At 43.2% G+C, this 25,216-nt stretch carries 24 protein-coding genes and 1 other annotated feature; of the genes, 21 read left to right on the plus strand and 3 right to left on the minus strand.

Translation table 11 applies throughout. The annotated features are described in order from the left end of the window. Positions 1-21: 21 nt before the first annotated feature. The 4 genes from MOF34_RS04010 (at position 22) to MOF34_RS04025 (ending at position 5,380) form a co-directional block, all read left to right on the plus strand. A complete protein-coding gene (locus tag MOF34_RS04010) occupies positions 22-1,083 on the plus strand; it encodes a carbamoyl phosphate synthase small subunit (RefSeq protein WP_268398633.1) in 1,062 nt (353 codons plus the stop codon). Beyond that, entirely contained in the window at positions 1,076-4,168 is a 3,093-nt protein-coding gene (locus tag MOF34_RS04015; RefSeq protein WP_268398635.1) for a carbamoyl phosphate synthase large subunit, read from the plus strand. Before MOF34_RS04010 ends, MOF34_RS04015 begins: the two co-directional genes overlap by 8 nt. Continuing rightward, positions 4,156-5,100: an ornithine carbamoyltransferase gene (gene argF / locus MOF34_RS04020; protein WP_268398636.1), complete on the plus strand. Its 945-nt coding sequence runs from the start codon at positions 4,156-4,158 to the stop codon at positions 5,098-5,100. The genes MOF34_RS04015 and argF overlap by 13 nt, the downstream gene beginning before the upstream one ends. A 100-nt stretch (positions 5,101-5,200) precedes the next feature. After that, entirely contained in the window at positions 5,201-5,380 is a 180-nt protein-coding gene (locus MOF34_RS04025; RefSeq protein WP_010329358.1) for a YjzC family protein, read from the plus strand. Between the two features lie 45 nt (positions 5,381-5,425). Here MOF34_RS04025 and MOF34_RS04030 read toward each other — a convergent pair whose 3' ends face one another. Continuing rightward, on the minus strand, positions 5,426-5,611 hold the full coding sequence (locus MOF34_RS04030; protein ID WP_019713949.1) for a YjzD family protein: 186 nt from the start codon (positions 5,609-5,611) through the stop codon (positions 5,426-5,428). A gap of 249 nt (positions 5,612-5,860) precedes the next feature. On the opposite strand from MOF34_RS04030, the gene MOF34_RS04035 reads away from it, so the two are divergent. From MOF34_RS04035 to comZ, 4 genes are all read left to right on the plus strand, one after another. After that, complete coding sequence (locus MOF34_RS04035) at positions 5,861-6,595, plus strand: hypothetical protein (RefSeq protein ID WP_019713950.1); 735 nt, start codon at positions 5,861-5,863, stop codon at positions 6,593-6,595. Between the two features lie 83 nt (positions 6,596-6,678). Continuing rightward, the gene (locus MOF34_RS04040; protein WP_268398648.1) at positions 6,679-7,236 is read left to right on the plus strand and encodes a hypothetical protein; all 558 of its coding nucleotides are present in this window, start codon (positions 6,679-6,681) and stop codon (positions 7,234-7,236) included. A gap of 90 nt (positions 7,237-7,326) precedes the next feature. After that, positions 7,327-8,280 (plus strand): transcriptional regulator Med, encoded by a 954-nt coding sequence (gene med, locus MOF34_RS04045; RefSeq protein WP_268398651.1) that lies wholly within the window; start codon positions 7,327-7,329, stop codon positions 8,278-8,280. A gap of 14 nt (positions 8,281-8,294) precedes the next feature. Continuing rightward, positions 8,295-8,486, plus strand: a complete 192-nt coding sequence (gene comZ / locus MOF34_RS04050; protein WP_268398654.1) for a ComG operon transcriptional repressor ComZ — start codon at positions 8,295-8,297, stop codon at positions 8,484-8,486. 29 nt (positions 8,487-8,515) lie between these two features. On the opposite strand, the gene MOF34_RS04055 is transcribed toward comZ, so the two are convergent. Then, positions 8,516-8,737 carry a hypothetical protein gene (locus MOF34_RS04055; RefSeq protein ID WP_019713954.1) on the minus strand — a complete coding sequence of 74 codons (222 nt, stop codon included), beginning with the start codon at positions 8,735-8,737 and terminating at the stop codon, positions 8,516-8,518. 170 nt (positions 8,738-8,907) lie between these two features. On the opposite strand from MOF34_RS04055, the gene fabH reads away from it, so the two are divergent. The 9 genes from fabH (at position 8,908) to MOF34_RS04100 (ending at position 18,763) form a co-directional block, all read left to right on the plus strand. Further along, positions 8,908-9,846, plus strand: coding sequence for a beta-ketoacyl-ACP synthase III (gene fabH / locus MOF34_RS04060; RefSeq protein WP_019713955.1), 939 nt, complete (start codon positions 8,908-8,910; stop codon positions 9,844-9,846). A gap of 24 nt (positions 9,847-9,870) precedes the next feature. Then, positions 9,871-11,112 carry a beta-ketoacyl-ACP synthase II gene (fabF, locus tag MOF34_RS04065; protein WP_268398655.1) on the plus strand — a complete coding sequence of 414 codons (1,242 nt, stop codon included), beginning with the start codon at positions 9,871-9,873 and terminating at the stop codon, positions 11,110-11,112. A gap of 75 nt (positions 11,113-11,187) precedes the next feature. Beyond that, on the plus strand, positions 11,188-11,973 hold the full coding sequence (locus tag MOF34_RS04070; RefSeq protein ID WP_268398657.1) for a DUF2268 domain-containing protein: 786 nt from the start codon (positions 11,188-11,190) through the stop codon (positions 11,971-11,973). 189 nt (positions 11,974-12,162) lie between these two features. Continuing rightward, a complete protein-coding gene (gene appD / locus MOF34_RS04075) occupies positions 12,163-13,149 on the plus strand; it encodes an oligopeptide ABC transporter ATP-binding protein AppD (protein WP_268398662.1) in 987 nt (328 codons plus the stop codon). After that, on the plus strand, positions 13,146-14,135 hold the full coding sequence (appF, locus tag MOF34_RS04080) for an oligopeptide ABC transporter ATP-binding protein AppF (protein ID WP_268398664.1): 990 nt from the start codon (positions 13,146-13,148) through the stop codon (positions 14,133-14,135). The genes appD and appF overlap by 4 nt, the downstream gene beginning before the upstream one ends. An 87-nt stretch (positions 14,136-14,222) precedes the next feature. After that, positions 14,223-15,851 (plus strand): peptide-binding protein, encoded by a 1,629-nt coding sequence (locus MOF34_RS04085; RefSeq protein WP_268398666.1) that lies wholly within the window; start codon positions 14,223-14,225, stop codon positions 15,849-15,851. A 74-nt stretch (positions 15,852-15,925) separates the two neighbouring features. Next, a complete protein-coding gene (locus tag MOF34_RS04090) occupies positions 15,926-16,876 on the plus strand; it encodes an ABC transporter permease (protein ID WP_268398668.1) in 951 nt (316 codons plus the stop codon). Positions 16,877-16,891: 15 nt separating this feature from the next. Then, a complete protein-coding gene (gene opp4C, locus MOF34_RS04095; RefSeq protein ID WP_019713962.1) occupies positions 16,892-17,806 on the plus strand; it encodes an oligopeptide ABC transporter permease in 915 nt (304 codons plus the stop codon). 204 nt (positions 17,807-18,010) lie between these two features. Further along, positions 18,011-18,763, plus strand: coding sequence for a YjbA family protein (locus MOF34_RS04100; RefSeq protein ID WP_019713963.1), 753 nt, complete (start codon positions 18,011-18,013; stop codon positions 18,761-18,763). A 34-nt stretch (positions 18,764-18,797) separates the two neighbouring features. Here the strand turns inward: MOF34_RS04100 and trpS are convergent, their stop codons facing one another. Beyond that, positions 18,798-19,790, minus strand: a complete 993-nt coding sequence (trpS, locus tag MOF34_RS04105; protein ID WP_268398671.1) for a tryptophan--tRNA ligase — start codon at positions 19,788-19,790, stop codon at positions 18,798-18,800. 58 nt (positions 19,791-19,848) lie between these two features. After that, positions 19,849-20,062 (minus strand) — a binding site (T-box leader). Positions 20,063-20,533: 471 nt separating this feature from the next. Here trpS and oppA point away from each other — a divergent pair. From oppA to oppD, 4 genes are all read left to right on the plus strand, one after another. Continuing rightward, positions 20,534-22,171, plus strand: coding sequence for an oligopeptide ABC transporter substrate-binding protein OppA (gene oppA / locus MOF34_RS04110; RefSeq protein ID WP_268398673.1), 1,638 nt, complete (start codon positions 20,534-20,536; stop codon positions 22,169-22,171). A gap of 107 nt (positions 22,172-22,278) precedes the next feature. Beyond that, a complete protein-coding gene (gene oppB / locus MOF34_RS04115; protein WP_019713966.1) occupies positions 22,279-23,214 on the plus strand; it encodes an oligopeptide ABC transporter permease OppB in 936 nt (311 codons plus the stop codon). 3 nt (positions 23,215-23,217) lie between these two features. Further along, positions 23,218-24,135, plus strand: a complete 918-nt coding sequence (oppC, locus tag MOF34_RS04120) for an oligopeptide ABC transporter permease OppC (RefSeq protein WP_019713967.1) — start codon at positions 23,218-23,220, stop codon at positions 24,133-24,135. Positions 24,136-24,139: 4 nt separating this feature from the next. Next, the gene (gene oppD / locus MOF34_RS04125; RefSeq protein ID WP_072182805.1) at positions 24,140-25,216 is read left to right on the plus strand and encodes an oligopeptide ABC transporter ATP-binding protein OppD; all 1,077 of its coding nucleotides are present in this window, start codon (positions 24,140-24,142) and stop codon (positions 25,214-25,216) included.

The raw sequence follows: 25,216 nt of genomic DNA on the forward strand, positions 1-25,216 counted from the left end.
CATCAAGAGGTGGGCTGTGAGATGGAAGGTTATTTAGTGTTAGAAGATGGAACAGTGTTCAGCGGCGAGCTGGACAGTCATGAAAACTGCAGGGGAGAAGCTGTTTTTTTTACAGGAATGACAGGCTACCAGGAAGTGCTGACAGATCCATCATATAAAGGGCAGATTATCGTATTTACCTATCCGCTGATTGGCAACTACGGCATTAATGAAAAGGATTTTGAAAGCAAGAAACCGCAAGTAAAAGCCGCGGTTGTCTACGAGGCGTGTGATCATTTTTCTCATCATGAAGCGGTATACAGCCTCAAGGAGTATTTACAGAAATGGAATATTCCATTGTTGACCCATGTTGATACGAGGGCAGTCGTGAAAAAAATCCGTGCAAACGGAACGATGGGTGCGACTGTCACAGCCTCTAAAGAAGCAGCTGAAATCTCCCTTCAGCCAGAGAACGTGGCAGAACTGGCTTCCGCACAGGAAATCAGCACATTCGGTGCCGGAAATAAACATATCGCACTCATCGATTTCGGCTATAAAAAATCCATCGCGTCATCACTTGTCAAACGAGGATGCAAGGTCACCGTGGTGCCGTATCAGCAAATGGAAGCTGTCTACGATATAAAGCCGGACGGCATTGTGTTATCGAACGGACCTGGAGACCCAAAAGCCATTAAGCCGTATTTAGGGAAGATCAAAAGCATTGTCAGCCGTTATCCGACTCTTGGCATCTGTCTTGGCCATCAGCTGATCGCGCTCGCGTTTGGAGGGAATACATTCAAGCTGCCATTCGGACACAGGGGTGCAAATCATCCGGTCATCGACCGTGAAACAAAACGCGTCTTCATGACAAGCCAAAACCACAGCTATGTGGTTGATGAACAGTCCATTAATAAAGAAGAGCTCACGATCAGGTTTCATCATGTCAATGATACGTCAGTTGAAGGGCTTTCCCATAAAAAACTGCCTGTCATGAGTGTTCAATTCCACCCGGAAGCCCATCCCGGACCGGCGGAAAGCGAATGGATTTTTGATGATTATGTAAAGAATGTGATACCAGCAAGGAGAGAAATCGCGCATGCCTAAAGACACCAGTATTTCAAGCATATTAGTAATCGGCTCAGGCCCGATCATCATCGGGCAGGCGGCAGAATTTGATTATTCAGGCACTCAAGGGTGCATCGCGCTGAAGGAGGAGGGCTATCGGGTGATCCTCGTCAACAACAATCCGGCGACCATTATGACCGATGAAGCCTTCGCTGATGAAATTTATTTTGAGCCGCTGACAGCAGAAAGCCTGACAGCCATCATTAAGAAAGAACAGCCGGATGGCCTTCTTGCCAATTTAGGCGGGCAGACCGCGTTAAATTTAGCGGTGGAGCTTGAAGAAACGGGTGTTTTAAAAGAGCACGGCGTCAAATTGCTCGGCACATCCGTCGAAACGATACAAAAAGGTGAAGATCGGGAAAAATTCCGTTCGTTAATGAACGAATTGAATCAGCCCGTGCCGGAGAGTGAAATTGTTGATAACGAGACCGACGCCCTCCGTTTTGCGGAATCCATCGGTTTTCCTGTTATTATCAGACCTGCTTACACATTAGGCGGAAAGGGCGGAGGAATCGCTCCTAATAAAGAAGCCTTTACCGCCATGATTAAGCAGGCGCTATTAGCAAGCCCGATTAATCAATGCCTTGTAGAAAAAAGCATTGCCGGCTTTAAAGAAATTGAATACGAAGTCATGCGTGACAGCAATAACACATGCATCACCGTATGTAACATGGAAAACATCGATCCGGTCGGTGTGCATACAGGGGACTCTATCGTTGTGGCGCCGTCACAAACATTGACAGATGAAGACTATCAAATGCTGCGGACGGCTAGTCTGACGATCATCTCAGCACTTGATGTTGTAGGCGGCTGCAACATTCAATTCGCGCTTGATCCATTCAGCAAACAATACTATGTCATTGAAGTCAATCCGCGTGTAAGCCGGTCATCGGCTCTCGCGTCTAAAGCAACAGGCTACCCGATTGCGAAGATGGCTGCAAAACTGGCAGTCGGATATACCCTTGATGAACTGAAAAATCCGCTCACAGGCTCGACTTACGCAAGCTTTGAACCTGCACTGGACTATGTCATCGTCAAATTTCCGCGCTGGCCGTTTGATAAATTTAAAAACGCAGACCGCAAGCTCGGCACAAAAATGAAAGCCACCGGTGAAGTAATGGCGATTGAACGTAATTTAGAAGCGGCGATACAAAAGGCCGCCGCGTCCCTCGAACTGAAAAATATCGGTACGCACCTTCCAGAGCTCAGCGGGTTGTCGATTGAAGCGCTATGGGAGTTGGCGGTCACTCCGGACGACCGCAGATTTTTCGTTGTCATGGAGCTATTAAGCCGCAGCGTGCGGATTGATGACATTCATGAAAAAACAAAAATTGATCCGTTTTTCCTGCATACCTTTGACAACATCATCAAACTGGAAAACCGCATGATGGAAGCGGGAAGCGATCTCTCTTTTGAATTATTGAAAAAAGCCAAGGAAAAGGGACTATCAGACGCAACGATTGCCACACTGATCGGCAAAACAGAAGAAGAGGTGCGTACGCTTCGCAAGGAGATGGGCATTACGCCTTCTTTCAAAATTGTAGATACGTGCGCGGCTGAGTTTGATGCGAAAACAAACTACTTTTACTCCACATATTTTGGAGAGACCGATGGGGACATCAGCCGTAAAGAGAAAAAACGAGCGCTGATTATCGGATCAGGCCCGATTCGGATTGGCCAAGGCGTTGAATTTGATTACAGTGCTGTTCACGGCGTGCTGACACTGCAAGAGCTTGGATTCGAAACCATCATGATCAACAATAACCCGGAAACGGTCAGCACCGATTATGAAATTGCGGACCGCCTATATTTTGAACCGATGACAACGGAGCACATTTTAAACGTGGCGGAGCAGGAAAATATTGATTTTGCAATCGTGCAATTTGGCGGCCAAACCGCGATCAATGCTGCAAAAATGCTTGAAAAAGCCGGCATTACCCTTCTCGGCACCTCATTTGAAACGCTCGACGTGTTAGAGGATCGGGATCAATTCTATCAGCTTCTAGATGAGCTTGAATTGAACCACGCAAAAGGAGAAATCGCATATACAAAAGAAGAGGCCGTTGAAAAGGCAGATGAGATCGGCTATCCGGTGCTCATCCGTCCATCTTACGTCATCGGCGGAATGGGCATGATCATTGTTGACTCGCAAGCCCAGCTTTCTCAGCTGCTGAACGGTGAGGACAGCATGCCGTACCCGATTTTAATTGATCAGTATGTGTCGGGAAAGGAAGTCGAAATTGATTTGATTTCCGATGGTAAGGATGTCTTTATTCCAACATATACCGAGCATATTGAACGGGCAGGTGTCCACTCGGGAGACAGCTTTGCCATCCTTCCCGGACCGTCCATCACAAGCGAGCTGCAGCAGGGCATAAAAGATGCCGCGAAAAAAATTGCCCGAAAGCTTTCATTTAAAGGCATCATGAACATCCAATTTGTGATCGACAATGGAAACATTCTTGTTCTTGAAGTGAACCCGAGAGCGAGCCGCACGGTTCCTGTTGTCAGCAAAGTAATGGGCGTTCCGATGATCCCGCTCGCCACACGTCTGCTGGCAGGTGCGTCATTAAAAGATCTAAAACCGGCAGTTCAGAATCATCATGGGTTTGCCGTGAAGTTCCCTGTTTTTTCTTCTCATGCGATTCAGGATGTGGATGTCAAGCTTGGACCGGAAATGAAATCAACGGGAGAAGGCATGTGTGTTGCATATGATGCCGACAGCGCCTTGAAAAAAATCTATACACGTGTGTGGAATCAAAAAGGAAGCATTTATTTGCAAAACGGGCCGGACGATGTGAAGGAGTTAGCAGAAAACGCCGGTTTTACGGTTCATGAAGGGACATTTGCCTCATGGATGGAACAGGAAGGAAAAGCGCTCCACGTCAATTTAAGCGGCTCTGAAGAAGCGCGTAAAGAACGTTTGGAAGCTATGACGCATGGCATCAACGTCTTTACTGAAGAAGAAACCGTGCGGGCGTTTTTACAAAGCGGTTCAGGCCATCCGCAGCCTGTATCTCTCAAAGATCTCTATAAAAAGGAAGTGGCATCATGCACACAGTGACGCAAACCAGTTTATACGGAAAAGACTTATTAACGTTAAAGGATCTTAGTGAACAGGATATAAACGCCCTGCTTACAGAAGCCGGTGAGCTGAAACAAAACAAAATCCAGCCTATTTTCCAAGGCAAAACCTTGGCGATGATCTTTGAAAAATCATCCACGCGGACCCGTGTTTCATTTGAAGCCGGCATGGCGCAGCTGGGCGGGAGCGCCCTCTTCTTAAGCCAAAAAGATCTGCAACTGGGGCGCGGTGAGACTGTCGCTGATACGGCAAAAGTGCTGTCTGGCTATGTGGACGCCATCATGATTCGGACCTTTGAGCATGAAAAGGTCGAGGAACTTGCCAAAGAAGCTGACATTCCGGTCATCAACGGACTAACTGATAAATACCATCCATGCCAGGCGCTAGCGGATCTTTTGACGATTAAGGAAGTGAAAGGGAAGCTTAAAGGCGTAAAAGTCGCGTATATCGGTGACGGTAATAACGTGGCGCACTCATTAATGATCGGATGCGCAAAAATGGGCTGTGATATCTCGATCGCTTCTCCAAAGGGATACGAAGTGTTAGACGAAGCAGTTGAAGCGGCAAAAACATTTGCACTTCAATCGGGCGCTTCTATCACGCTTACAGCTGACCCGGTTGAAGCTGTAAAGGAGGCGGACGTGATTTATTCTGATGTATTTACAAGCATGGGACAGGAAGCGGAAGAGCAAGAGCGTCTCGCTGTCTTTGCACCTTATCAGGTGAATGCGGCGCTTGTCAGCCATGCCAAGCCTGACTATACATTTTTACATTGCCTCCCTGCGCACCGTGAGGAAGAAGTGACTGCGGAGATTATTGACGGGCCAAATTCTGCAGTATTCCAGCAGGCGGAAAACCGTCTTCATGTGCAAAAAGCATTGCTGAAGGCCATTTTATACAAAGGGGAATAATCAAAAAACTGCTGAGCCTGACTCAGCAGTTTTTTTGATGGCAACATATTCACAGCTGCTTAGGCGCATACTACAGCAAAAAGGATAAGGAGGAAAAATAGTGGGACAGCAGCATCAATTCCGGCCCGGGCAGAAAGCGCCTAATAACGGTATCTATGTAGAAATCGGCGAGACGGGAAGCATGGTTAAAAATCCTCAAAAGATCCATCTGTCAGCAGGAGAAATGTTCCCCGAAACATCAAATCACAATCGGCTGTGGACATATAAAAGAAAGCCGTGATCAAGAAAAAACCCAAAACATTTATAGTTTTGGGTTTTTGGCTATTTAATGCTGGCTTGCATTTTTGTTCATAGGCATGATTTCGGCTAAAACCATGATTAAGACATACAGCACAACAGCAATGACAGATGATGTTGTGAAGTTATACGCAGCACTGTTCATGCTGGCAATCAAGTAGCATGCCATATGTGATAAAAGGAACGTCCAAATAAAGGCAATAATATATCGCACGTTTCCACCTCGTCCTTCTCATTCTATTCTAAAAGTTATCATACCATACAAAAAGCGAAGGGGGAATCAAATTTTAGCAGAAAGTGAGGTGACAAAAAAGTCTAATTCGTCACACTTTAATGGTAAAATATAAAAACATCAATCAGTATATTAGCCAAAACTGTAAAAGGCTAGGACTTTACCTTATTCGTTTCTTTTCTTTTTACATAAGATAGCGTGAGATGAAGTGTGAAAGGAGGCGGGCAAGCGATGGGAATAACGGAAAGGTACTTTCAATTGGGAACGGAGCATAATGTCATTCATCTGCCCTATCGCCCGAACGGCTTCGGCATCTTTATCTTGGGAGACAGAACCCACTTTGTCGGGAATCATTCAAGCTTTTGGCTTCAACATTACGGCAGAAATCAGCTTCTAAACATGCTGAGGAATGAAGGATATACTCTTTTTAACAGCAATCTGTTCGGAAGGCATTGGGGTGCGGAAAAAGCGGTCGCCTATGCCAAACAGCTGATACATTCCGTGCTGAAGCAGGAAATTCTCAATCCGAAGATTCATATTTTAGCAGAAGGCATGGGTGCTCTCGTGGCCGATGAACTGCTTCGTTTTTCCCCGGATCATATCCGCTCAGCCGCCATGTTGAATCCTTGTCTCGATCTTCAGGCACATTATGAATCAGAGAAAGAAAATAAATTTTTCTATAAGCAATTTTTAAAAGAAGTATCAGAAAGCTACGGAATTTCTGAAAAAGAAGCGGAAGTGCTTCGTTACAAAACCATTGAAAGCTATCCGAGCGGCGTGCCGGTTCATATATGGCAGCGAATGACCGGAGCTCCCTATCCGTACAGCGTACATGCCGAAGTATTCAAGGGAAAACAGCAAAAGCAAGGGTCACCGGTTGACATAACATTTCACTTATTTGAGCATCCAAGCAGAATTTATGCATCAATCTGCAAATTCTTTCACAGTCATGAAAAAGAGTTATAAAGAATACAATAACAACAGCCTTCCCTTTTGCGGAGGCTGTTTTTTGCTTTGGGTAAAGAAAAACCGGAAGGGATGCAGATGCAATGGAGTCAACGCTGATTGTAGGTGCGGACGAATTTTTCGGCCTTTCATTATGCGAGCGAATGATGAATGAAGGCATACATGTTGACGTCGTTCTGGCGGAAACAAAAGATGAAACGAGACAAATGTACTTAGAAGAAAGACTCATGTGGCTTGGGAGAAATGGACTCTTTCGCCAGCTTGAACGCATTGGAGAGCAAAAATATGATACAATTTGTATCCAGTTCGGCGGCTTTTTGCCTTTAGACCAATTTGATTCCCCTTATATATTAATATATGAACAAGACCGAAAAAAATGGGAGAAGCGTGATAAGAAGGGTTCAGAAAAAACGGTGATTCTGCCGAAAATGTATGGGCCCTGGAAAGAAGAAATTGAGGTAGACGGCTATTACACAGACGATGTGGCTGACGAGCTGCTGAGATTTCTGATTAAATCAAGCCGCGACAGCAAAGATCAGTTTTTTGATTTGCTAGTCACAGAAAAAACCTCAAAAGAAGAAGCAAAAGCAAAAATTTCCGAGTGGAAAAGACAATTTTCATCAATTTTCGACAAATATTAAGAAACACCTTCCATGTTTTGAGTTTTCTAGATACAATAAACGTATAAAAATGATACATGTTATAGCTTGTCAAAAGGAGTTGAACATGACTTGATCACAAGGCTTGTCATGATCTTTTCTGTCCTCCTTTTATTAAGCGGTTGTGGACAAACTCCGTTTAAAGGAAAAATTGAGAAGGTCGGCATGCTCTTTCCTGATACGATTAATGACCTCGTATGGGGCACAAAAGGGTATAAAGGATTACTGAATATACAATCAAAATACAATGTGGATGTCTACTATAAAGAAGGCATTAAAACAGATGAAGATATTATAAATGCGATTGAGGATTTTCATAAGCGGGGCGTTAATCTTCTCTATGGCCATGGGAGTGAATACGGAGAGGTGTTTAACTTGGTCAGCGAAGATTATCCTGATATGGAATTCGTCATTTCTAATGCTAAAGCAAAAGCTGATAATGTGACGAGTGTCCATTTTAGTGGCGAAGCAATGGGTTTCTTTGGAGGAATGACAGCTGCCCATATGTCGAAAACGAATCAAGTCGGCGTGATTGCTTCTTTTACGTGGCAGCCCGAGGTTGACGGTTTTATCAAAGGGGCCAAATATGAAAATCCGGATATAGAAGTAAACACAAAATATACGGATCATTGGGATGATGATACGACAGCAGTAAAGCTTTATCAGAAAATGAAGAACGAAGGCGCAGATGTTGTGTATCCCGCCGGAGATGGGTATAATGTTCCTGTCATTCAGCAAATCAAAAAAGACGGCCTTTATGCCATCGGTTACGTCACAGATCAATCGGATCTCGGCGAGAATACCGTTTTAACCAGCACGGTGCAAAATGTGGACAAGGCTTATGAAATCATCGCTGAGCAATTCAATAAAGGCACCCTCGAAGGCGGCGATCATTACTACGACCTCAAAACGGGGGTTGTTGAAATGGGAACATTCAGCCCGCTTGTCGATAAAGACTTTCAGCAAAGAATCGCCAAGCTGATCAAAACGTACAACAAAACAGGCGAACTGCCAAAAAACGAGTAATGGAGTGACGTTACATGCAGCACGAAAAATCACTTGAGTTCTTGCAAATTGCCATAAAGTATCTGCCTGAAGCGAAAGAACAGCTTGAAAAATCAGGCATTGAGCTGTCGATGGAGGCCTTACAGCCGTTTATGAATTTATTTACAACGGTAATGGCGGAAGCTTATGAGCTTGGCAAGTCTGACGCAAAATCTGAAACCGAATAAAAAGAAGCCACTTTTTCGAAAGTGGCTTTTCACTTGATTTTCTTTTTAATAGCGGTAACCATAGGCGCGAGCTCTTTGAGAGCGGGCTTAATTTGATCGATAGAGTTCATAATCGAACCGATTTGGTTCATAATATACATGTAATCAATCGTCTCTTCTTTGTTTGTACGGGAAACCTCCTCCTCCACTTCTTCCTTCTCTGGGTTTTGTTTTGCGTTATCGCCGAACATCATCTTTGAAAATATATCCACTGTATACGCCTCCTTTTCCATATACCATACTGTATGAGTAAGATGAACTGATAGTTTAGACGAATATATTGCCATGTGAAAAAAAATAGGATAGAATTAGTACCTGATACTAATAATTGATCACAACCTGATTGATCTTCTAAATTTACTATATAAAGGAGTCTTCCCTTATGAAAGCTGGAATACTTGGAGTGGGACGTTATATCCCTGAGAAGGTTTTAACAAATCATGATCTTGAAAAAATGGTTGAAACTTCTGACGAGTGGATTCGTACTAGAACAGGAATAGAAGAAAGAAGAATTGCCGCAGACGACGTCTTTTCATCACATATGGCTGTTGCAGCCGCAAAACAAGCGCTCGAACAAGCCGAGGTGGCTGCTGAGGACCTGGATATGATCCTGGTTGCAACTGTTACACCTGATCAGTCATTTCCTACGGTCTCTTGTATGATTCAAGAACAGCTCGGCGCGAAGAAAGCGTGCGCTATGGATATCAGCGCGGCTTGTGCGGGCTTTATGTACGGGGTTGTCACCGGTAAACAATTTATTGAAGCCGGAACGTACAAACATGTCCTTGTTGTCGGTGTAGAAAAGCTCTCGAGCATTACAGACTGGGAAGACCGCAACACAGCCGTTCTGTTTGGTGACGGAGCCGGCGCTGCGGTAGTCGGACCAGTCAGTGATGACAGAGGGATCCTATCATTTGAACTTGGAGCAGACGGCACAGGCGGTCAGCACTTGTATCTCGATGAAAAACGACATACAATCATGAATGGACGAGAAGTTTTTAAATTTGCAGTCCGCCAAATGGGAGAATCATGTGTTAATGTCATCGAAAAAGCCGGACTCTCAAAAGAAGACGTCGACTTTTTGATTCCGCATCAGGCGAACATCCGCATCATGGAAGCTGCACGTGAGCGTTTGGAGCTTCCTGTCGAAAAGATGTCTAAAACCGTTCATAAATATGGAAATACTTCTGCCGCATCCATTCCGATTTCTCTCGTAGAAGAATTGGAAGCCGGTAAAATCAAAGATGGCGATGTGGTCGTCATGGTAGGATTCGGCGGAGGATTAACTTGGGGCGCCATTGCAATACGCTGGGGCCGATAAAAAAAGGTGAGAGGTGCACACAAGATGAGTAAAAAAAGAGTAGTTGTTACAGGGCTCGGAGCATTGTCTCCGCTTGGCAACGATGTCGATACAAGCTGGAATAACGCAATCAACGGTGTATCCGGAATCGGTCCGATCACTCGTGTTGATGCTGAAGAATATCCGGCAAAAGTTGCCGCTGAATTGAAAGACTTCAATGTTGAAGATTATATGGATAAAAAAGAAGCCAGAAAAATGGACCGTTTTACACAATATGCGGTTGTAGCTGCAAAAATGGCGGTTGAAGACGCTAATCTTAACATTACCGATGAGATTGCGCCAAGAGTCGGTGTGTGGGTAGGCTCCGGTATCGGAGGACTCGAAACACTAGAGTCTCAATTTGAAATCTTCTTAACAAAAGGACCAAGACGTGTTAGCCCGTTTTTCGTGCCAATGATGATTCCTGATATGGCGACAGGCCAGATTTCGATTGCATTAGGAGCAAAAGGGGTTAACTCTTGTACGGTTACAGCATGTGCAACAGGAACGAATTCTATCGGTGACGCGTTTAAAGTCATTCAGCGCGGGGATGCAGACGCTATGATCACAGGTGGAACAGAAGCGCCGCTGACAAGAATGTCATTCGCGGGCTTCAGTGCCAACAAAGCGCTGTCTACTAATCCAGACCCGAAAACAGCAAGCCGCCCGTTCGATAAAAACCGTGATGGCTTTGTCATGGGTGAAGGAGCAGGTATTATCGTTCTTGAAGAACTTGAGCATGCACTTGCACGCGGGGCCAAAATTTATGGAGAAATCGTTGGTTACGGCTCAACGGGAGACGCTTATCATATCACAGCACCTGCCCAAGACGGTGAAGGCGGAGCGAGAGCGATGCAAGAAGCCATTAAAGATGCGGGAATTGTGCCTGAAGAAATTGATTATATCAATGCTCACGGCACAAGCACGTATTACAACGACAAATACGAAACTATGGCGATTAAAACCGTATTCGGCGAGCATGCGCATAAACTTGCGGTAAGCTCTACAAAATCGATGACAGGCCACCTCTTAGGAGCAGCTGGCGGTATTGAAGCGATTTTCTCTATCCTTGCCATTAAAGAAGGTGTGATTCCGCCGACAATCAATATTCAAACACCAGACGAAGAATGCGATTTAGATTATGTGCCAGATGAAGCCCGCAGACAGGACCTCAATTATGTTCTCAGCAACTCATTGGGATTCGGCGGACACAATGCAACATTAATCTTTAAGAAATACCAAGCATAATCACGCCAAACCGGCTGCCCCTAAAGGGTAGCCGGTTTTTTTTGTGCGCATAGGATAAAAAGAGGAGGCGATTACATGAGTGTGGAACAAACATATAGCTGGCTCGGGAAGGCTGCTTCAATAGATGATCTGGCCCATTACATCGTCCCGCTTTTTTCAGGTGCGGAGAAAAAGAACTGGAAAGGCATTCTGGGGCATCTCCAGCATCACGGGATGTTTAAAAACATAAAAGAGGGCATTCAGTCTGCTGCCAAGCTGAAAGATAAAGGTTTTTACGAGCATATTCAAAAGGAAGAACAGTACCTCAAAAACAAATGGCATGGTCCTGATGTGCCAATTGTCACACTGCCGGTTGATGAACAAAACAAGAGAATTCGTTTAGAATTCGGATCAAAATCAGGACTCGCCTTTCAAGACAAAGTGTTTCTCTTTCTCTCGTCAAATTTAGATCTCGCATCGGTGTCTGCTCTGATGACGCATGAATATCATCACGTTTGCCGGTTAGATCATCTGACAAAAGAGGAAAAGGATGTCACATTACTTGATACAATCATCATGGAAGGGCTGGCAGAATATGCTGTTTATGAGAGGTTCGGCCGAAGTCAAACGGCTGAATGGACGTCTTGGTATACCCCGGAGCAGCTGCAGGCTTTATATGAAAAAAAGATTGCGCCCCATCAGGATATCAAACGGGACAATCGATTATTCTCACAGCTGTTATACGGTAAAGGATATCAGCCCAAAATGCTTGGATACGCCGTCGGATTCAATATTGTGAAAAAGTATTTAACGGTCAACAAAGCAAACACGGCAGACGGGCTGCCCATTCCTGCAGAAACCTTTTTGAATGCAACGCTTTAAAAGAATAAAATAATGGAACTTCGTTAATAATATTACATTTATCCTAAAAAATTCTTGATTTTGCAAAATGATTGTAATAATATACAACTATAAAATTTTTCGATAATTCAATATTATTTATTATTTCTGAATAAAGGAATTGCTTTCTCTTGAAAATGTTTGACAACAAGAGGGGGAAGGAGAGCTAGCATGAGCACACTTTTAGAAGTGAATAATTTAAAGACTTATTTTTTCAGGAAAAAGGAGCCGATCCCTGCCGTTGACGGAGTCGATTTTCACATCAGCAAAGGCGAAACCGTCGCGCTTGTAGGTGAATCAGGCTCGGGAAAAAGCATTACTTCTTTATCAATTATGGGCCTTGTCCAAAGCTCAGGCGGAAAAATCATGGACGGTACGATTAAACTCGAAGACAAGGACCTCACCTCATTCACTGAAAATGACTATTGCAAAATCCGCGGAAACGAAGTATCCATGATCTTTCAAGAACCAATGACCTCCCTTAATCCGGTGTTAACGATCGGAGAACAAATTACCGAAGTGCTGATTTACCATAAAAACATGAAGAAAAAAGAAGCTCGCCAAAAAGCTGTTGAACTCTTGCAGATGGTCGGTTTCTCCCGGGCCGAGCAAATAATGAAAGAGTACCCGCACCGGCTGTCCGGCGGAATGAGACAGAGGGTGATGATTGCCATCGCACTCAGCTGTAATCCTAAACTGCTCATTGCCGATGAACCGACGACAGCGCTGGATGTGACAATACAAGCCCAGGTGCTGGAGCTCATGAAAGATCTCTGCCAGAAGTTCAACACGTCGATTCTTCTCATCACACACGACTTAGGTGTCGTATCGGAAGCAGCCGATAGAGTGATTGTCATGTACTGCGGACAAGTCGTAGAAAACGCCACCGTTGACGACTTATTTTTAGAGCCGCTTCATCCTTACACAGAAGGACTGCTTACGTCGATTCCCGTCATAGATGGAGAGATTGATAAATTAAATGCGATTAAAGGCAGCGTGCCGACACCAGATAATCTGCCGCCGGGGTGCCGGTTTGCCCCAAGGTGCCCGAAAGCCATGGATAAATGCTGGACAAATCAGCCTGCGCTTTTGACGCACAAAAGCGGAAGAACGGTCAGATGCTTTTTATATGAGGAAGAGGGTGCCGAACAATCATGACAGCAGCTAATCAAGAAACAATCTTAGAGCTTCGTGACGTAAAAAAATACTTCCCGATCCGCTCAGGCCTTTTTCAAAGAAAAGTAGGCGATGTGAAAGCGGTGGACGGTGTTTCACTTTCATTAAAAAAAGGAGAAACACTCGGAATTGTTGGAGAGTCAGGCTGCGGGAAATCGACTGCCGGCAGGACGATGATCAGGCTGTACAAACCGACAGAAGGCCAAATCCTTTTTAAAGGGCAGGATATATCCAATCTGTCAGAGGAGAAGCTGCGGAAAAGTGTCCGCAAAAATATTCAAATGGTTTTCCAAGATCCATTTGCCTCTTTGAATCCAAGAAAGACGCTGCGTTCCATCATAAAGGAGCCGTTTAATACGCACCACATGTATACGATGCGTGAACGAAACGAGAAAGTCGAAGAATTGCTTGCGAGAGTAGGCCTTCACCCGTCGTTTGCCAGCCGTTATCCCCATGAATTTTCCGGCGGCCAGCGTCAGCGGATCGGCATCGCCAGAGCGCTCACTTTGAATCCAGAGCTGATCATTGCAGATGAACCCGTTTCCGCACTTGATGTATCCATTCAGGCCCAAGTGATTAACTTAATGGAAGAATTGCAGGAAGAATTTAATCTGACGTATCTATTTATCTCTCACGATTTAAGTGTCGTCCGCCATATCAGCGACAGAGTCGGAGTGATGTATCTTGGCAAAATGATGGAACTGACCGGCAAGCATGAGCTTTACGACAATCCGCTACATCCATACACCCAAGCACTTTTATCATCCGTTCCGGTTACAAGAAAAAAAGGATCTGTCAAACGTGAACGCATCGTCCTGAAGGGAGAACTGCCGAGTCCGGCCAATCCGCCAAAAGGCTGTGTTTTCCACACAAGATGTCCTGTTGCAAAACCGATATGCAAGGAACAAATACCAGAATTTAAAGAAGCTGCTCCCAGCCATTTTGTGGCTTGTCACCTTTATAGCTAATGTTGCCCGCACAGCTTTGAGAGGGGGTATGCACACTACATAAACAACAGCTGAGAAGAACGAACATTTCAAGAGGGGGAATATCTAATGAAAAGACGTAAAACCGCACTGATGATGCTAAGTGTATTGATGGTTATGGCCATCTTTTTATCGGCCTGCTCCGGATCAAAATCGAGCAGCAGCAGTGAGAAAAAATCAAACGGAAAACCTCAGCAAGGCGGGGATTTGGTTGTGGGTTCAATCGGGGAGCCAACGTTGTTTAATCCACTCTATTCTACTGATGTCGTCAGTTCAGATATTGAAGGGATGATCTATAGTAAATTATTAGAAACGGATGAAAAACTAAATGTGAAACCTGCTTTAGCTGAGAAAGTAACGGAATCCAAAGATGGCCTGACTTATGATGTCAAAATTAGAAAAGGTGTAAAATTCCATGATGGAAAAGAACTTACAGCCGATGACGTTGTTTTCACTTATAGCATCCCTTTAAATAAGGACTATAATGGTGAACGCGGTTCTGGTTTTGAATCACTAAAATCTGTGACAAAAAAAGGTGATTATGAAATTGAATTTAAATTAAAGAAAAAGGATGCGTATTTTTACAATGTTGTTTTAGGCAGTTACGGTATTCTGCCTAAACACATTTTAGGGAAAGTGCCAGTTGCAGATTTAGGCGAAAATGAATTTAACAGGAAGAATCCAATTGGTTCGGGTCCATTCAAGTTTGTTGAATGGAAGAAGGGCGATTATGTAAAACTTGAAGCAAATGATGACTATTATGGCGGAAGACCATATTTAGATACAGTGACAGTTAAGACGATTCCTGATTCTAATGCCGCTGTTGCTCAGTTAAAAGCTGGGGATATTGACTTCTTTGTTGTACCGGGCACAGACATTGAGACAGTTAAAACATTTGATAATGTTCAAGTTAAATCAGATCTTGGTTTGAACTACAGCTATATTGGATGGAATGAAAAAAACGAATTATTTAAAGACAAAAAAGTCCGCCAAGCTCTTACGCATGCACTTGATCGAAAAGCAATGGTAGATCAGGTGTTAAACGGTGATGGTGAAGTTGCAAACGTTCCTGAAAGTCCGCTATCCTGGAATTACCCGAAAAGTGATGTACCTACATTTGATTACAATCCTAAAAAAGCTAAGAAACTATTGAAAGAAGCGGGATGGAAAGATACAGACGGAGACGGTTACCTTGATAAGGATGGAAAGAAGTTTTCGTTTACCATTAAGACAAATCAAGGCAATAAAATGCGGGAAGATTTAGCGGTTGTTGTTCAGCAGCAACTTAAAGAAGTAGGAATTGAAGCAAAACCGCAAATAGTAGAATTTAGTGCTCTTATTGAACAGACAAATCCGCCAAATTGGGATTATGATGCGTTGTTGCTCGGATGGAGTCTAGCTACGTTCCCTGACCAGTACTCGATCTTCCATTCAAGTCAGTCTGAAAAGGGCTTGAACAATATGTGGTATAAAAACCCTAAAGTAGATAAACTTTTAGTTGAAGCGAAGTCAATCACAGACAGAAAAGAATATCAGAAAAAATACGAAGAAATTTATAAATTGATTGCAGAGGATCAGCCTTATTCATTCTTATTTTATTACAATTACCATAGGGCAATCCCGACAAACATGCATGGCTATGTATTCCATCCAAAGAATGACTTATATCATATTGAAAAATGGTGGCTTGAACAATAATAAAGAAATCCCTAGAGAGGTAAGGATCAAGCATCCTTTCCTCTTTATCCTATTTTAGAAAAGGGGACAAGAATATGGTTACATATATTGTTCGTCGAACATTAATGTCTCTGCCAATTCTTTTAGGCATTACAATATTATCATTTGCGATAATGAAAGCGGCACCAGGTGACCCGATGTCACTAATGATGGATCCAACAATCAGTCAGGCTGACAGAGCGAAATTTATTGAAAAGTATGGACTCAATGACCCGGAACCTGTTCAATACTTAAAATGGCTAGGAAATATGCTCCAAGGTGACTTTGGGACATCTATTGTGAAAAAGGGTACACCAGTTTCTGATCTAATCCTTTCACGTTTACCGAATACTTTGGTGCTTATGGTGTTTTCAACTTTTCTTGCTCTTCTGATTTCAATTCCTTTCGGAGTTCTTTCCGCGAAACGCCCTTATTCTAAACTTGATTATGGTATTACTGTTACATCATTTTTAGGGCTGGCAATACCAAATTTCTGGTTCGGATTAATTCTTATTATGGTTCTTTCTGTAAATCTCGGCTGGTTTCCTACAGGGGGTGTCAGCACATTAAACGCTGACTTTAGCATTTTTGATAGGCTCCATCATTTAATTTTGCCTGCATTTGTTTTAGCAACTGCTGATATGGCCGGTATTACTCGATATACACGATCAAGTATGCTCGATGTATTAAAGCAAGATTATATAAGAACAGCTCGGTCAAAAGGGTTTAAAGAAAATAAAGTCATTTTCAAACATGGCTTGAGAAATGGCCTACTACCTGTTATTACAATTTTCGGATTAATGATTCCATCATTTATTGGTGGTGCTGTCGTGGTTGAGCAAATTTTTACTTGGCCGGGATTAGGGAAGTTATTTATTGATTCGGCATTCTCGCGAGATTATCCGGTTATTATGGCTATGACTGTTATTTCTGCTGTTTTGGTTGTACTGGGGAACTTGATTGCGGATATTTTGTATGCTTTAGTTGATCCGAGAATTGAATATTAAAAGGGGGAGACACATATGGCACATCCAAACACTGCAGCTCCCTCAAATGAGGTAAAGCTAAAAGAAAATATTGGAAAAAAACCAGAAACAATGACTAGGATCTTTTTTGAGAAGTTTTTCAAAAATAAGCTTGCTGTTGTCGGTGGCATCATTTTAACAGTTATCATTTTAATGGCGGTCTTTGCACCTTTTATTGCGCCATACTCGCCTGAGAGTCAATCTCTTTTAAATAAACTAAAACCGCCAAGCTCTCAAAATCTCATGGGGACAGATAAGTTTGGGCGCGATATATTTACAAGGGTGTTATACGGGGCTCGTGTGTCTTTGTTGGTCGGTTTTGTTTCAGTGATTGGTGCCATTACTATAGGTACCGTTGTGGGCGCATTAGCGGGGTACTTTAAAGGGATAGTAGATGCTGTATTGATGAGGATAGTCGATGTAGTCCTATCTATTCCGGATATTTTTCTTCTTATTACCTTGGTGACAATTTTTCAACCGGGGATGGATAAATTAATTTTAATTTTTTCTCTGACGGGTTGGACTACAACGGCTAGGCTTGTCAGAAGTGAGTTCTTATCTCTAAGGTCAAGAGAATTTGTATTGGCCGCTAAAACAATCGGCTCCAAAAATTATAAAATTATTTTTTCGCATATTTTGCCCAATTGTATCGGGCCGATTATTGTTTCCGCTACTTTAAAAGTAGGCAGTGTCATATTAGCTGAATCAACCTTAAGCTATTTGGGTTTCGGTATCCAGCCGCCAATCGCAAGCTGGGGAAATATGCTTCAGGATGCTCAAAACTTTACATTAATGATTCAAGCATGGTGGTACCCGTTATTTCCCGGGCTATTAATTTTAACGACTGTTTTATGCTTCAACTTTGTCGGTGATGGTCTGCGGGATGCATTGGATCCCAAAAATATTAAATGACAATGAGAATAATATCTGTTATAAAACATAACGAAATCAGAAGAAAAGCAGATCTCTTTTTGTTAGAAAATATACAAAGAGATCTGCTTTTTCGATTTTTACATAAACCCAGTAATTCCAGATTTCCTCAATCTCTTTGGAATAATTTCTCTATGCCTTGCCTATACTGTGGACAACAGTTTTTATAAAAGTGAGGGGTTAGAGATGTTATTTCTTCATGATGTGTGGGTCAATTGGTTTGAAGGGGAAGAAAATGGCTACAATGTATGCCACTTTCACGAATGGCGCAAGGAAGATACGGTTGAGCTTTTGGATCAGGTGCCGCTGTTAAGGGTGCCGTCGGTACTGTTTCATTACATAGAAAACGATTTGTCTGAGCTTCCGAAAGGTTTGCTTGACGACGTACACCAGAAATCGTACATTCGGAAAAATCATGAGCGGACAAAGCTTGAGTATTGTTTTGTTGTAACAGACGGAATCGGCATTTTGGCTGTCGACACGATCGGCTACACAATCCCTGTCAGAAAAAGCCGTCTGATCCCAAGGCAGGAGCAGCTCGTTTATGAAATGGTAAAAGATGTAGAGCCTGTTACATATGAATTTGAGGCAAAGAAGCTGGAATCCTCTAAAGAATATCACATTTTATCATTAGCACCAGAGCATGTCAGAGGGCTGACAAGAAAAGAACGGCAAATCAAGCAGCTGATGTTTATGGCGCTGGATCAATTAAAAGGGTTGAAAAACCGCGCTGAAATCGGCTACTGGTACACAGAGTGGAACCCACATATGTATGAACAAATCAAACGGATGAGCTTTGAAGAGATTTGGGACATGCTGTATAACGAAACCATTGAGGGCTGGTCGGACAAGCATCTGGCATTTTGTGAAAACCTGATAAAAGGACAGCCTTTTTTCGAAAAGCTATGGGAAATGGAAAATGAATCAAAGGTAAACTGAAAAAAACCGCTCTTTATAAAGAGCGGTTTTTTGTTTAGCGTCTTTTTCGGCCAAGACCCATGGCGTTCTCCATTTTTTTCAGCATTTTGTTCGCTGTCCGGTTCGCACGTTCCGCACCTTCATCAAGAATCCAATCTAATTCATCAGATTCAATTAGTTCATGATAGCGGTCCTGGATCGGTTTTAATGCGTTAACCACGACTTCTGCCAAATCACCTTTAAACTCGCCGTAGCCTTTCCCTTCGTACTTTGCTTCAAGCTCTTCAATTGTCGTATTGCCGAGGATTGAATAAATCGTAAGAAGGTTGGAAACGCCTGGTTTGTTTTCTTTATCAAATTTTACAATGCCTTCAGAATCTGTCACAGCGCTTTTGATTTTCTTTTCAAGAAGCTTTGGCTCATCCAGCAAGGTAATATAAGATTTCTGGTTCGGATCGGATTTACTCATTTTCTTCAGCGGATCGTTTAGAGACATGATGCGCGCGCCGACTTTTGGAATTTTCACTTCCGGAACCGTAAAGATGTCATTATATTTTTTGTTGAAGCGTTCTGCGAGATTTCGCGTCAGCTCAAGGTGCTGCTTTTGGTCCTCACCGACAGGCACAAGGTCCGTTCCATACAAGAGAATATCAGCGGCCATCAACGGCGGGTATGTTAATAAGCCGGAGACAACAGCTTCATTGCCTTTGGATTTGTCTTTAAATTGGGTCATCCGTTCAAGCTCGCCGATATATGCGACACACTGCATCATCCATCCGGCCTGAGCATGCGCGGGAACCTCTGACTGAATAAACAATGTTGCTTTTTCTGGATCAAGTCCGACAGCTAAGTAAAGTGCCGCCAGACTGCGGATATTCTTCCTTAGCTGAAGACGGTCTTGAGGCACGGTTATCGCATGCTGATCCACGATGCAAAAATAGCTGTTATAATCATGCTGCAGTTCGACAAACTGCTTCATTGCACCGATATAGTTGCCGAGCGTAACGGAGCCGCTTGGCTGAATGCCTGAAAAAATTGTTTGTTTCATGAAAACATCAACCTCATTTCTTAAAACATAATAAAAAAGGCTCATTCTTCCCCAAGAAAAAAGGGACGAATGAACCGTGGTACCACCCTGATTATTCCATTAAAATGGAATCACTCTGACGTTTTTAACGGAGACTGCTCCGGCTGAGCCTACTTTTTCGGTTTCGGTCAGCTGCTCCAAAGTCCATTCCACATTGCCTGTTATCTGCTCCCAGCACCGCAGACTCTCTTTAAACAGGTGAAATGTGTACTACTCTTTTTCATAGCACGCTTTTCTTTTGATTGCTTCATTATAAATCAATTATAACCAATTGTCATCAAGAAAAAACATTCTTTTATCCAGTAACATTGTAAAGATATAAATACCATAAGTGCTGTAAAACCCCTAAATGATAACTGCTATCAGCGTGAAAACAGCTAGATATTATATGTAAAAAGCAATATGGACAGAAAACTCATAAAATAGTTTTTAATCAATTTATGCTTTAAATGGTAGAAGGATATTATGTTGGTGGAAGAAAAACTAACGAAGTTCTAATATTTTAAATTGATAAAATAATATTGCAATAAATTATTTGTTTCATTATAATGAACTTGTTCACTCTATTGTTACAGCTTTTTTACAAAAATAATCAGAAAAGACGGAACAGAATAAAAGTTACGGAAACTCAGGTTCATTTGTCTGATATTTCTGAGGATTTAGCCGTAAGGAGCTGAAAAATTATTATTAGGGGGTTTGCGATAATGAATAAGCGTTGGTCGATTGTCACGTTGATGCTCATTTTCACTCTCGTGCTGAGCGCATGCGGCTTTGGCGGCAGCGGATCAAACGGTGAAGGGAAAAAGGACAGTAAAGGAAAGACGACACTTAACATTAATATTAAAACTGAGCCGTTTTCCTTACATCCGGGATTGGCAAATGATTCAGTATCAGGCGGTGTCATCCGTCAGACTTTTGAAGGATTGACACGCATCAATGCAGATGGTGAGCCTGAAGAAGGCATGGCTTCTAAAATTGAAACGAGCAAAGATGGAAAGACATATACATTTACCATTCGTGATGGTGTGAAATGGTCTAATGGTGACCCTGTAACAGCACAAGATTTTGAATATGCCTGGAAATGGGTGCTTGATCCTAATAACGAATCACAATACGCTTACCAGCTTTACTACATAAAAGGTGCTGAAGCGGCGAACAAAGGAAAAGGCAGCCTTGATGATGTGGCTGTAAAGGCTGTAAATGATAAAACGCTAAAGGTTGAATTAAATAACCCGACTCCATATTTCACTGAATTAACAGCGTTCTATACGTATATGCCGATCAACAAGAATATTGCAGAGAAAAACAAAAAATGGAACACAAATGCCGGAGATGATTATGTATCGAACGGACCGTTCAAAATGACGGCATGGAAACACAGCGGTTCTATCACTCTTGAAAAAAATGACCAGTACTGGGATAAAGACAAAGTCAAGCTGAAGAAAATCGATATGGTGATGATCAACAATAACAATACTGAGCTAAAAAAATTCCAAGCTGGCGAACTTGATTGGGCCGGTATGCCGCTCGGACAGCTACCGACTGAATCTCTGCCTACCCTGAAAAAAGACGGTTCTTTACATGTTGAGCCGATCGCTGGTGTGTATTGGTACAAATTCAACATTGAAGCTAAGCCGTTAGACAATATAAATATCCGTAAGGCTTTAACATATTCTCTTGACCGTCAATCGATTGTTAAAAACGTTACACAAGGAGAGCAAATCCCGGCAATGGCTGCGGTGCCGCCGACAATGAAGGGATTTGAGGATAACAAAGAAGGCTACTTCAAAGACAACGATATCAAAACGGCAAAAAAATACCTTGAAAAAGGCCTGAAAGAAATGGGCCTAAGCAAGGCATCCGACCTGCCGAAAATCAAATTATCTTATAACACTGATGATGCACATGCGAAAATCGCTCAAGCCGTACAAGAAATGTGGAAGAAAAATTTAGGCGTGAATGTTGAGCTGGATAACTCAGAATGGAATGTATATATTGATAAGCTTCACAGCCAAGACTATCAAATCGGCCGTATGGGCTGGCTGGCCGACTTCAATGATCCTATTAGTTTCCTTGAATTGTTCCGTGACAAAGACGGAGGAAATAACGATACCGGCTGGGAAAATCCAGAATTCAAAAAGCTTCTGAACCAGTCACAAACAGAAACAGATCCAACAAAGCGTGCAGAGCTGCTGAAAAAAGCAGAAGGTATTTTCATTGATGAAATGCCAGTTGCCCCAATCTATTTCTATACTGATACTTGGGTACAGGATGAAAATTTAAAAGGTGTTATCATGCCAGGTACTGGTGAGGTTTATTTCAGAAACGCATATTTTGAATAAGGTTTCGTCTGAAAATAAAAGACCTCAAGGTATATGGGGAAAAAAGCCCCATATACCTTTCTTACTGAAAGAGTATTAAAATGTAAAAAACATGGAGGTGTTCCCCCTTGCTAAAATATATCGGAAGACGCTTAGTCTATATGGTTATCACATTATTTGTGATTGTTACAGTGACATTCTTCTTAATGCAGGCAGCACCGGGCGGGCCATTTTCAGGTGAGAAAAAGCTACCGCCTGAAATTGAAGCAAACTTAAATGCACATTACGGCTTGGACAAGCCGCTGTTTGTACAATACGTCAGTTATGTAAAATCAGTTGCAATGTGGGATTTCGGACCGTCATTTAAATATAAAGGTCAGAGTGTTAACGACCTGATCAGTTCAGGTTTCCCCGTTTCATTCACTCTTGGAGCAGAAGCTATTCTCCTCGCTCTAGCGTTAGGTGTATTGTTTGGGGTTATAGCAGCCCTTTACCATAATAAGTGGCAGGATTATACCGTTGCGATCTTAACAATTTTCGGCATTTCAGTTCCAAGCTTTATCATGGCGGCTGTTCTGCAATATATGTTCTCCATGAAGCTGGGGCTGTTTCCAGTCGCGGGGTGGGAGTCCTGGGCATACACCTTTTTGCCTTCAATCGCACTTGCTTCCATGCCGATGGCGTTTATTGCCAGACTTTCCCGTTCAAGCATGATCGAAGTGTTAAACAGTGATTATATTCGCACAGCGAAAGCAAAAGGGCTGTCCCGTCCAGCCGTTACAGTGCGGCACGCCATTCGAAACGCGCTTTTGCCAGTCGTTACATACATGGGCCCGATGGCCGCGCAGGTCTTAACGGGAAGCTTTATTATTGAAACGATTTTTGGTATCCCAGGGCTTGGTGCACACTTCGTAAACAGTATTACAAACCGTGATTATACAGTCATTATGGGTGTAACGGTGTTCTTCAGTGTCATCCTTCTATTGTGTGTATTAATTGTAGACGTGCTATACGGCATTATTGATCCAAGAATTAAGCTTTCCAAAGCAAAGAAAGGAGCCTAGGCCATGCAGAACATTCCAAAAAACATGTTTGAGCCAGCCGCAGCGAATGCCGGCGATGCTGAGAAAATAAGTAAAAAGAGCCTTTCCCTCTGGAAAGATGCGATGCTTCGCTTCCGCAGCAATAAGCTTGCAATGGTCGGGCTTATCATTATTGTGTTCATTATCCTTATGGCCATTTTTGCGCCGATGTTCTCAAGATATGATTATTCAACGACTAATCTCTTAAATGCGGATAAGCCGCCTTCAAAAGATCACTGGTTCGGAACAGATGATCTTGGACGGGATATTTTCGTCCGCACTTGGATAGGTGCGCGAATTTCAATCTTTATCGGTGTTGCAGCCGCTGTTCTTGATTTGCTGATCGGCGTCATTTGGGGAAGCATTTCAGGATTCCGCGGAGGCAGAACAGATGAAATTATGATGCGTATTGCCGATATCCTTTGGGCCGTTCCTTCATTATTAATGGTTATCTTACTGATGGTTGTTCTTCCGAAAGGGCTATTTACGATTATTATTGCCATGACGATTACGGGCTGGATTAATATGGCCAGAATCGTACGCGGACAAGTGCTGCAGCTGAAAAATCAGGAATATGTGCTTGCTTCACAGACACTTGGCGCAAAAACATCCCGTCTCCTGTTTAAACATATCGTGCCAAACGCTATGGGTCCTATTTTGGTCACGATGACATTGACAGTTCCGACTGCGATTTTTACAGAAGCCTTTTTAAGCTATTTGGGACTTGGTGTGCCGGCTCCGCTGGCAAGCTGGGGAACGATGGCTTCTGACGGATTGCCTGCATTGACATATTATCCGTGGCGTTTATTCTTCCCTGCCGGTTTCATCTGCATTACGATGTTTGGCTTTAACGTTGTCGGCGATGGATTAAGAGACGCATTGGATCCTAAGTTACGTAAATAAGGGAGTGATACGGGTGACACGCCTATTAGAAGTAAAAGATTTAGCGATTTCATTTAAAACATATGGCGGAGAGGTTCAGGCGATCCGCGGAGTGAATTTTCATCTCGATAAAGGAGAAACGCTGGCTATCGTTGGAGAATCAGGTTCCGGAAAAAGTGTGACCTCTCAAGCGATCATGAAGCTGATCCCAATGCCTCCGGGTTATTTCAAACGCGGTGAGATCTTGTTTGAAGGAAAGGATCTGGTGCCGCTGTCCGAAAAAGAAATGCAAAATGTCCGGGGAAAAGAGATCGGGATGATATTCCAGGATCCGATGACCTCTTTAAATCCGACGATGAAGGTCGGCAAACAAATTACGGAAGTGCTTTTTAAACACGAAAAAATCTCAAAGGAAGCGGCGAAAAAACGCGCGGTTGAACTGCTGGAGTTAGTCGGTATCCCGATGCCGGAAAAGCGGGTTAACCAATTTCCGCACGAATTTTCAGGCGGTATGAGGCAGCGGGTTGTCATTGCGATGGCACTTGCGGCGAATCCGAAGCTGCTGATCGCCGATGAGCCGACAACCGCTCTTGATGTAACGATACAAGCGCAAATTCTCGAATTGATGAAGGATTTGCAAAAGAAAATTGACACATCCATCATCTTTATCACACACGACCTTGGTGTTGTGGCTAACGTTGCTGACCGGGTTGCTGTCATGTACGCAGGACAGATTGTAGAAACCGGTACGGTAGACGAGATTTTCTACGATCCGAGACATCCGTACACGTGGGGGCTACTTGCATCCATGCCGACACTGGAAAGTTCAGGAGAGGAGCAGCTGACTGCAATTCCGGGCACGCCGCCTGATTTGACAAACCCGCCAAAAGGAGATGCTTTTGCGCTGCGGAGCTCTTACGCGATGAAAATCGATTTTGAACAGGAGCCGCCAATGTTTAAGGTATCCGATACTCATTATGTCAAATCGTGGCTGCTTCATCCTGACGCGCCAAAGGTAGAGCCGCCTGAAGCGGTAAAAGCGAAAATGCGTAAACTGGCAAATACGTATGAAAAACCTGTCTTAGTGAGAGAAGGTGAATGA

This window comes from Bacillus sp. T17B1, assembly GCF_026796395.1.
Taxonomy (GTDB): Bacteria; Bacillota; Bacilli; order Bacillales; family Bacillaceae; genus Bacillus; species Bacillus spizizenii_A.

Bases quoted from the DNA above. Each gene is read 5' to 3' on its own strand.
- MOF34_RS04010 (WP_268398633.1), top strand. From the start codon at position 22: ATGGAAGGTTATTTAGTGTTAGAAGATGGAACAGTGTTCAGCGGCGAG.
- MOF34_RS04015 (WP_268398635.1), top strand. From the start codon at position 1,076: ATGCCTAAAGACACCAGTATTTCAAGCATATTAGTAATCGGCTCAGGC.
- argF (WP_268398636.1), top strand. From the start codon at position 4,156: ATGCACACAGTGACGCAAACCAGTTTATACGGAAAAGACTTATTAACG.
- MOF34_RS04035 (WP_019713950.1), top strand. From the start codon at position 5,861: ATGGGAATAACGGAAAGGTACTTTCAATTGGGAACGGAGCATAATGTC.
- MOF34_RS04040 (WP_268398648.1), top strand. From the start codon at position 6,679: ATGGAGTCAACGCTGATTGTAGGTGCGGACGAATTTTTCGGCCTTTCA.
- comZ (WP_268398654.1), top strand. From the start codon at position 8,295: ATGCAGCACGAAAAATCACTTGAGTTCTTGCAAATTGCCATAAAGTAT.
- fabH (WP_019713955.1), top strand. From the start codon at position 8,908: ATGAAAGCTGGAATACTTGGAGTGGGACGTTATATCCCTGAGAAGGTT.
- fabF (WP_268398655.1), top strand. From the start codon at position 9,871: ATGAGTAAAAAAAGAGTAGTTGTTACAGGGCTCGGAGCATTGTCTCCG.
- MOF34_RS04070 (WP_268398657.1), top strand. From the start codon at position 11,188: ATGAGTGTGGAACAAACATATAGCTGGCTCGGGAAGGCTGCTTCAATA.
- appD (WP_268398662.1), top strand. From the start codon at position 12,163: ATGAGCACACTTTTAGAAGTGAATAATTTAAAGACTTATTTTTTCAGG.
- appF (WP_268398664.1), top strand. From the start codon at position 13,146: ATGACAGCAGCTAATCAAGAAACAATCTTAGAGCTTCGTGACGTAAAA.
- MOF34_RS04085 (WP_268398666.1), top strand. From the start codon at position 14,223: ATGAAAAGACGTAAAACCGCACTGATGATGCTAAGTGTATTGATGGTT.
- MOF34_RS04090 (WP_268398668.1), top strand. From the start codon at position 15,926: ATGGTTACATATATTGTTCGTCGAACATTAATGTCTCTGCCAATTCTT.
- opp4C (WP_019713962.1), top strand. From the start codon at position 16,892: ATGGCACATCCAAACACTGCAGCTCCCTCAAATGAGGTAAAGCTAAAA.
- MOF34_RS04100 (WP_019713963.1), top strand. From the start codon at position 18,011: ATGTTATTTCTTCATGATGTGTGGGTCAATTGGTTTGAAGGGGAAGAA.
- trpS (WP_268398671.1), bottom strand. From the start codon at position 19,790: ATGAAACAAACAATTTTTTCAGGCATTCAGCCAAGCGGCTCCGTTACG.
- oppA (WP_268398673.1), top strand. From the start codon at position 20,534: ATGAATAAGCGTTGGTCGATTGTCACGTTGATGCTCATTTTCACTCTC.
- oppC (WP_019713967.1), top strand. From the start codon at position 23,218: ATGCAGAACATTCCAAAAAACATGTTTGAGCCAGCCGCAGCGAATGCC.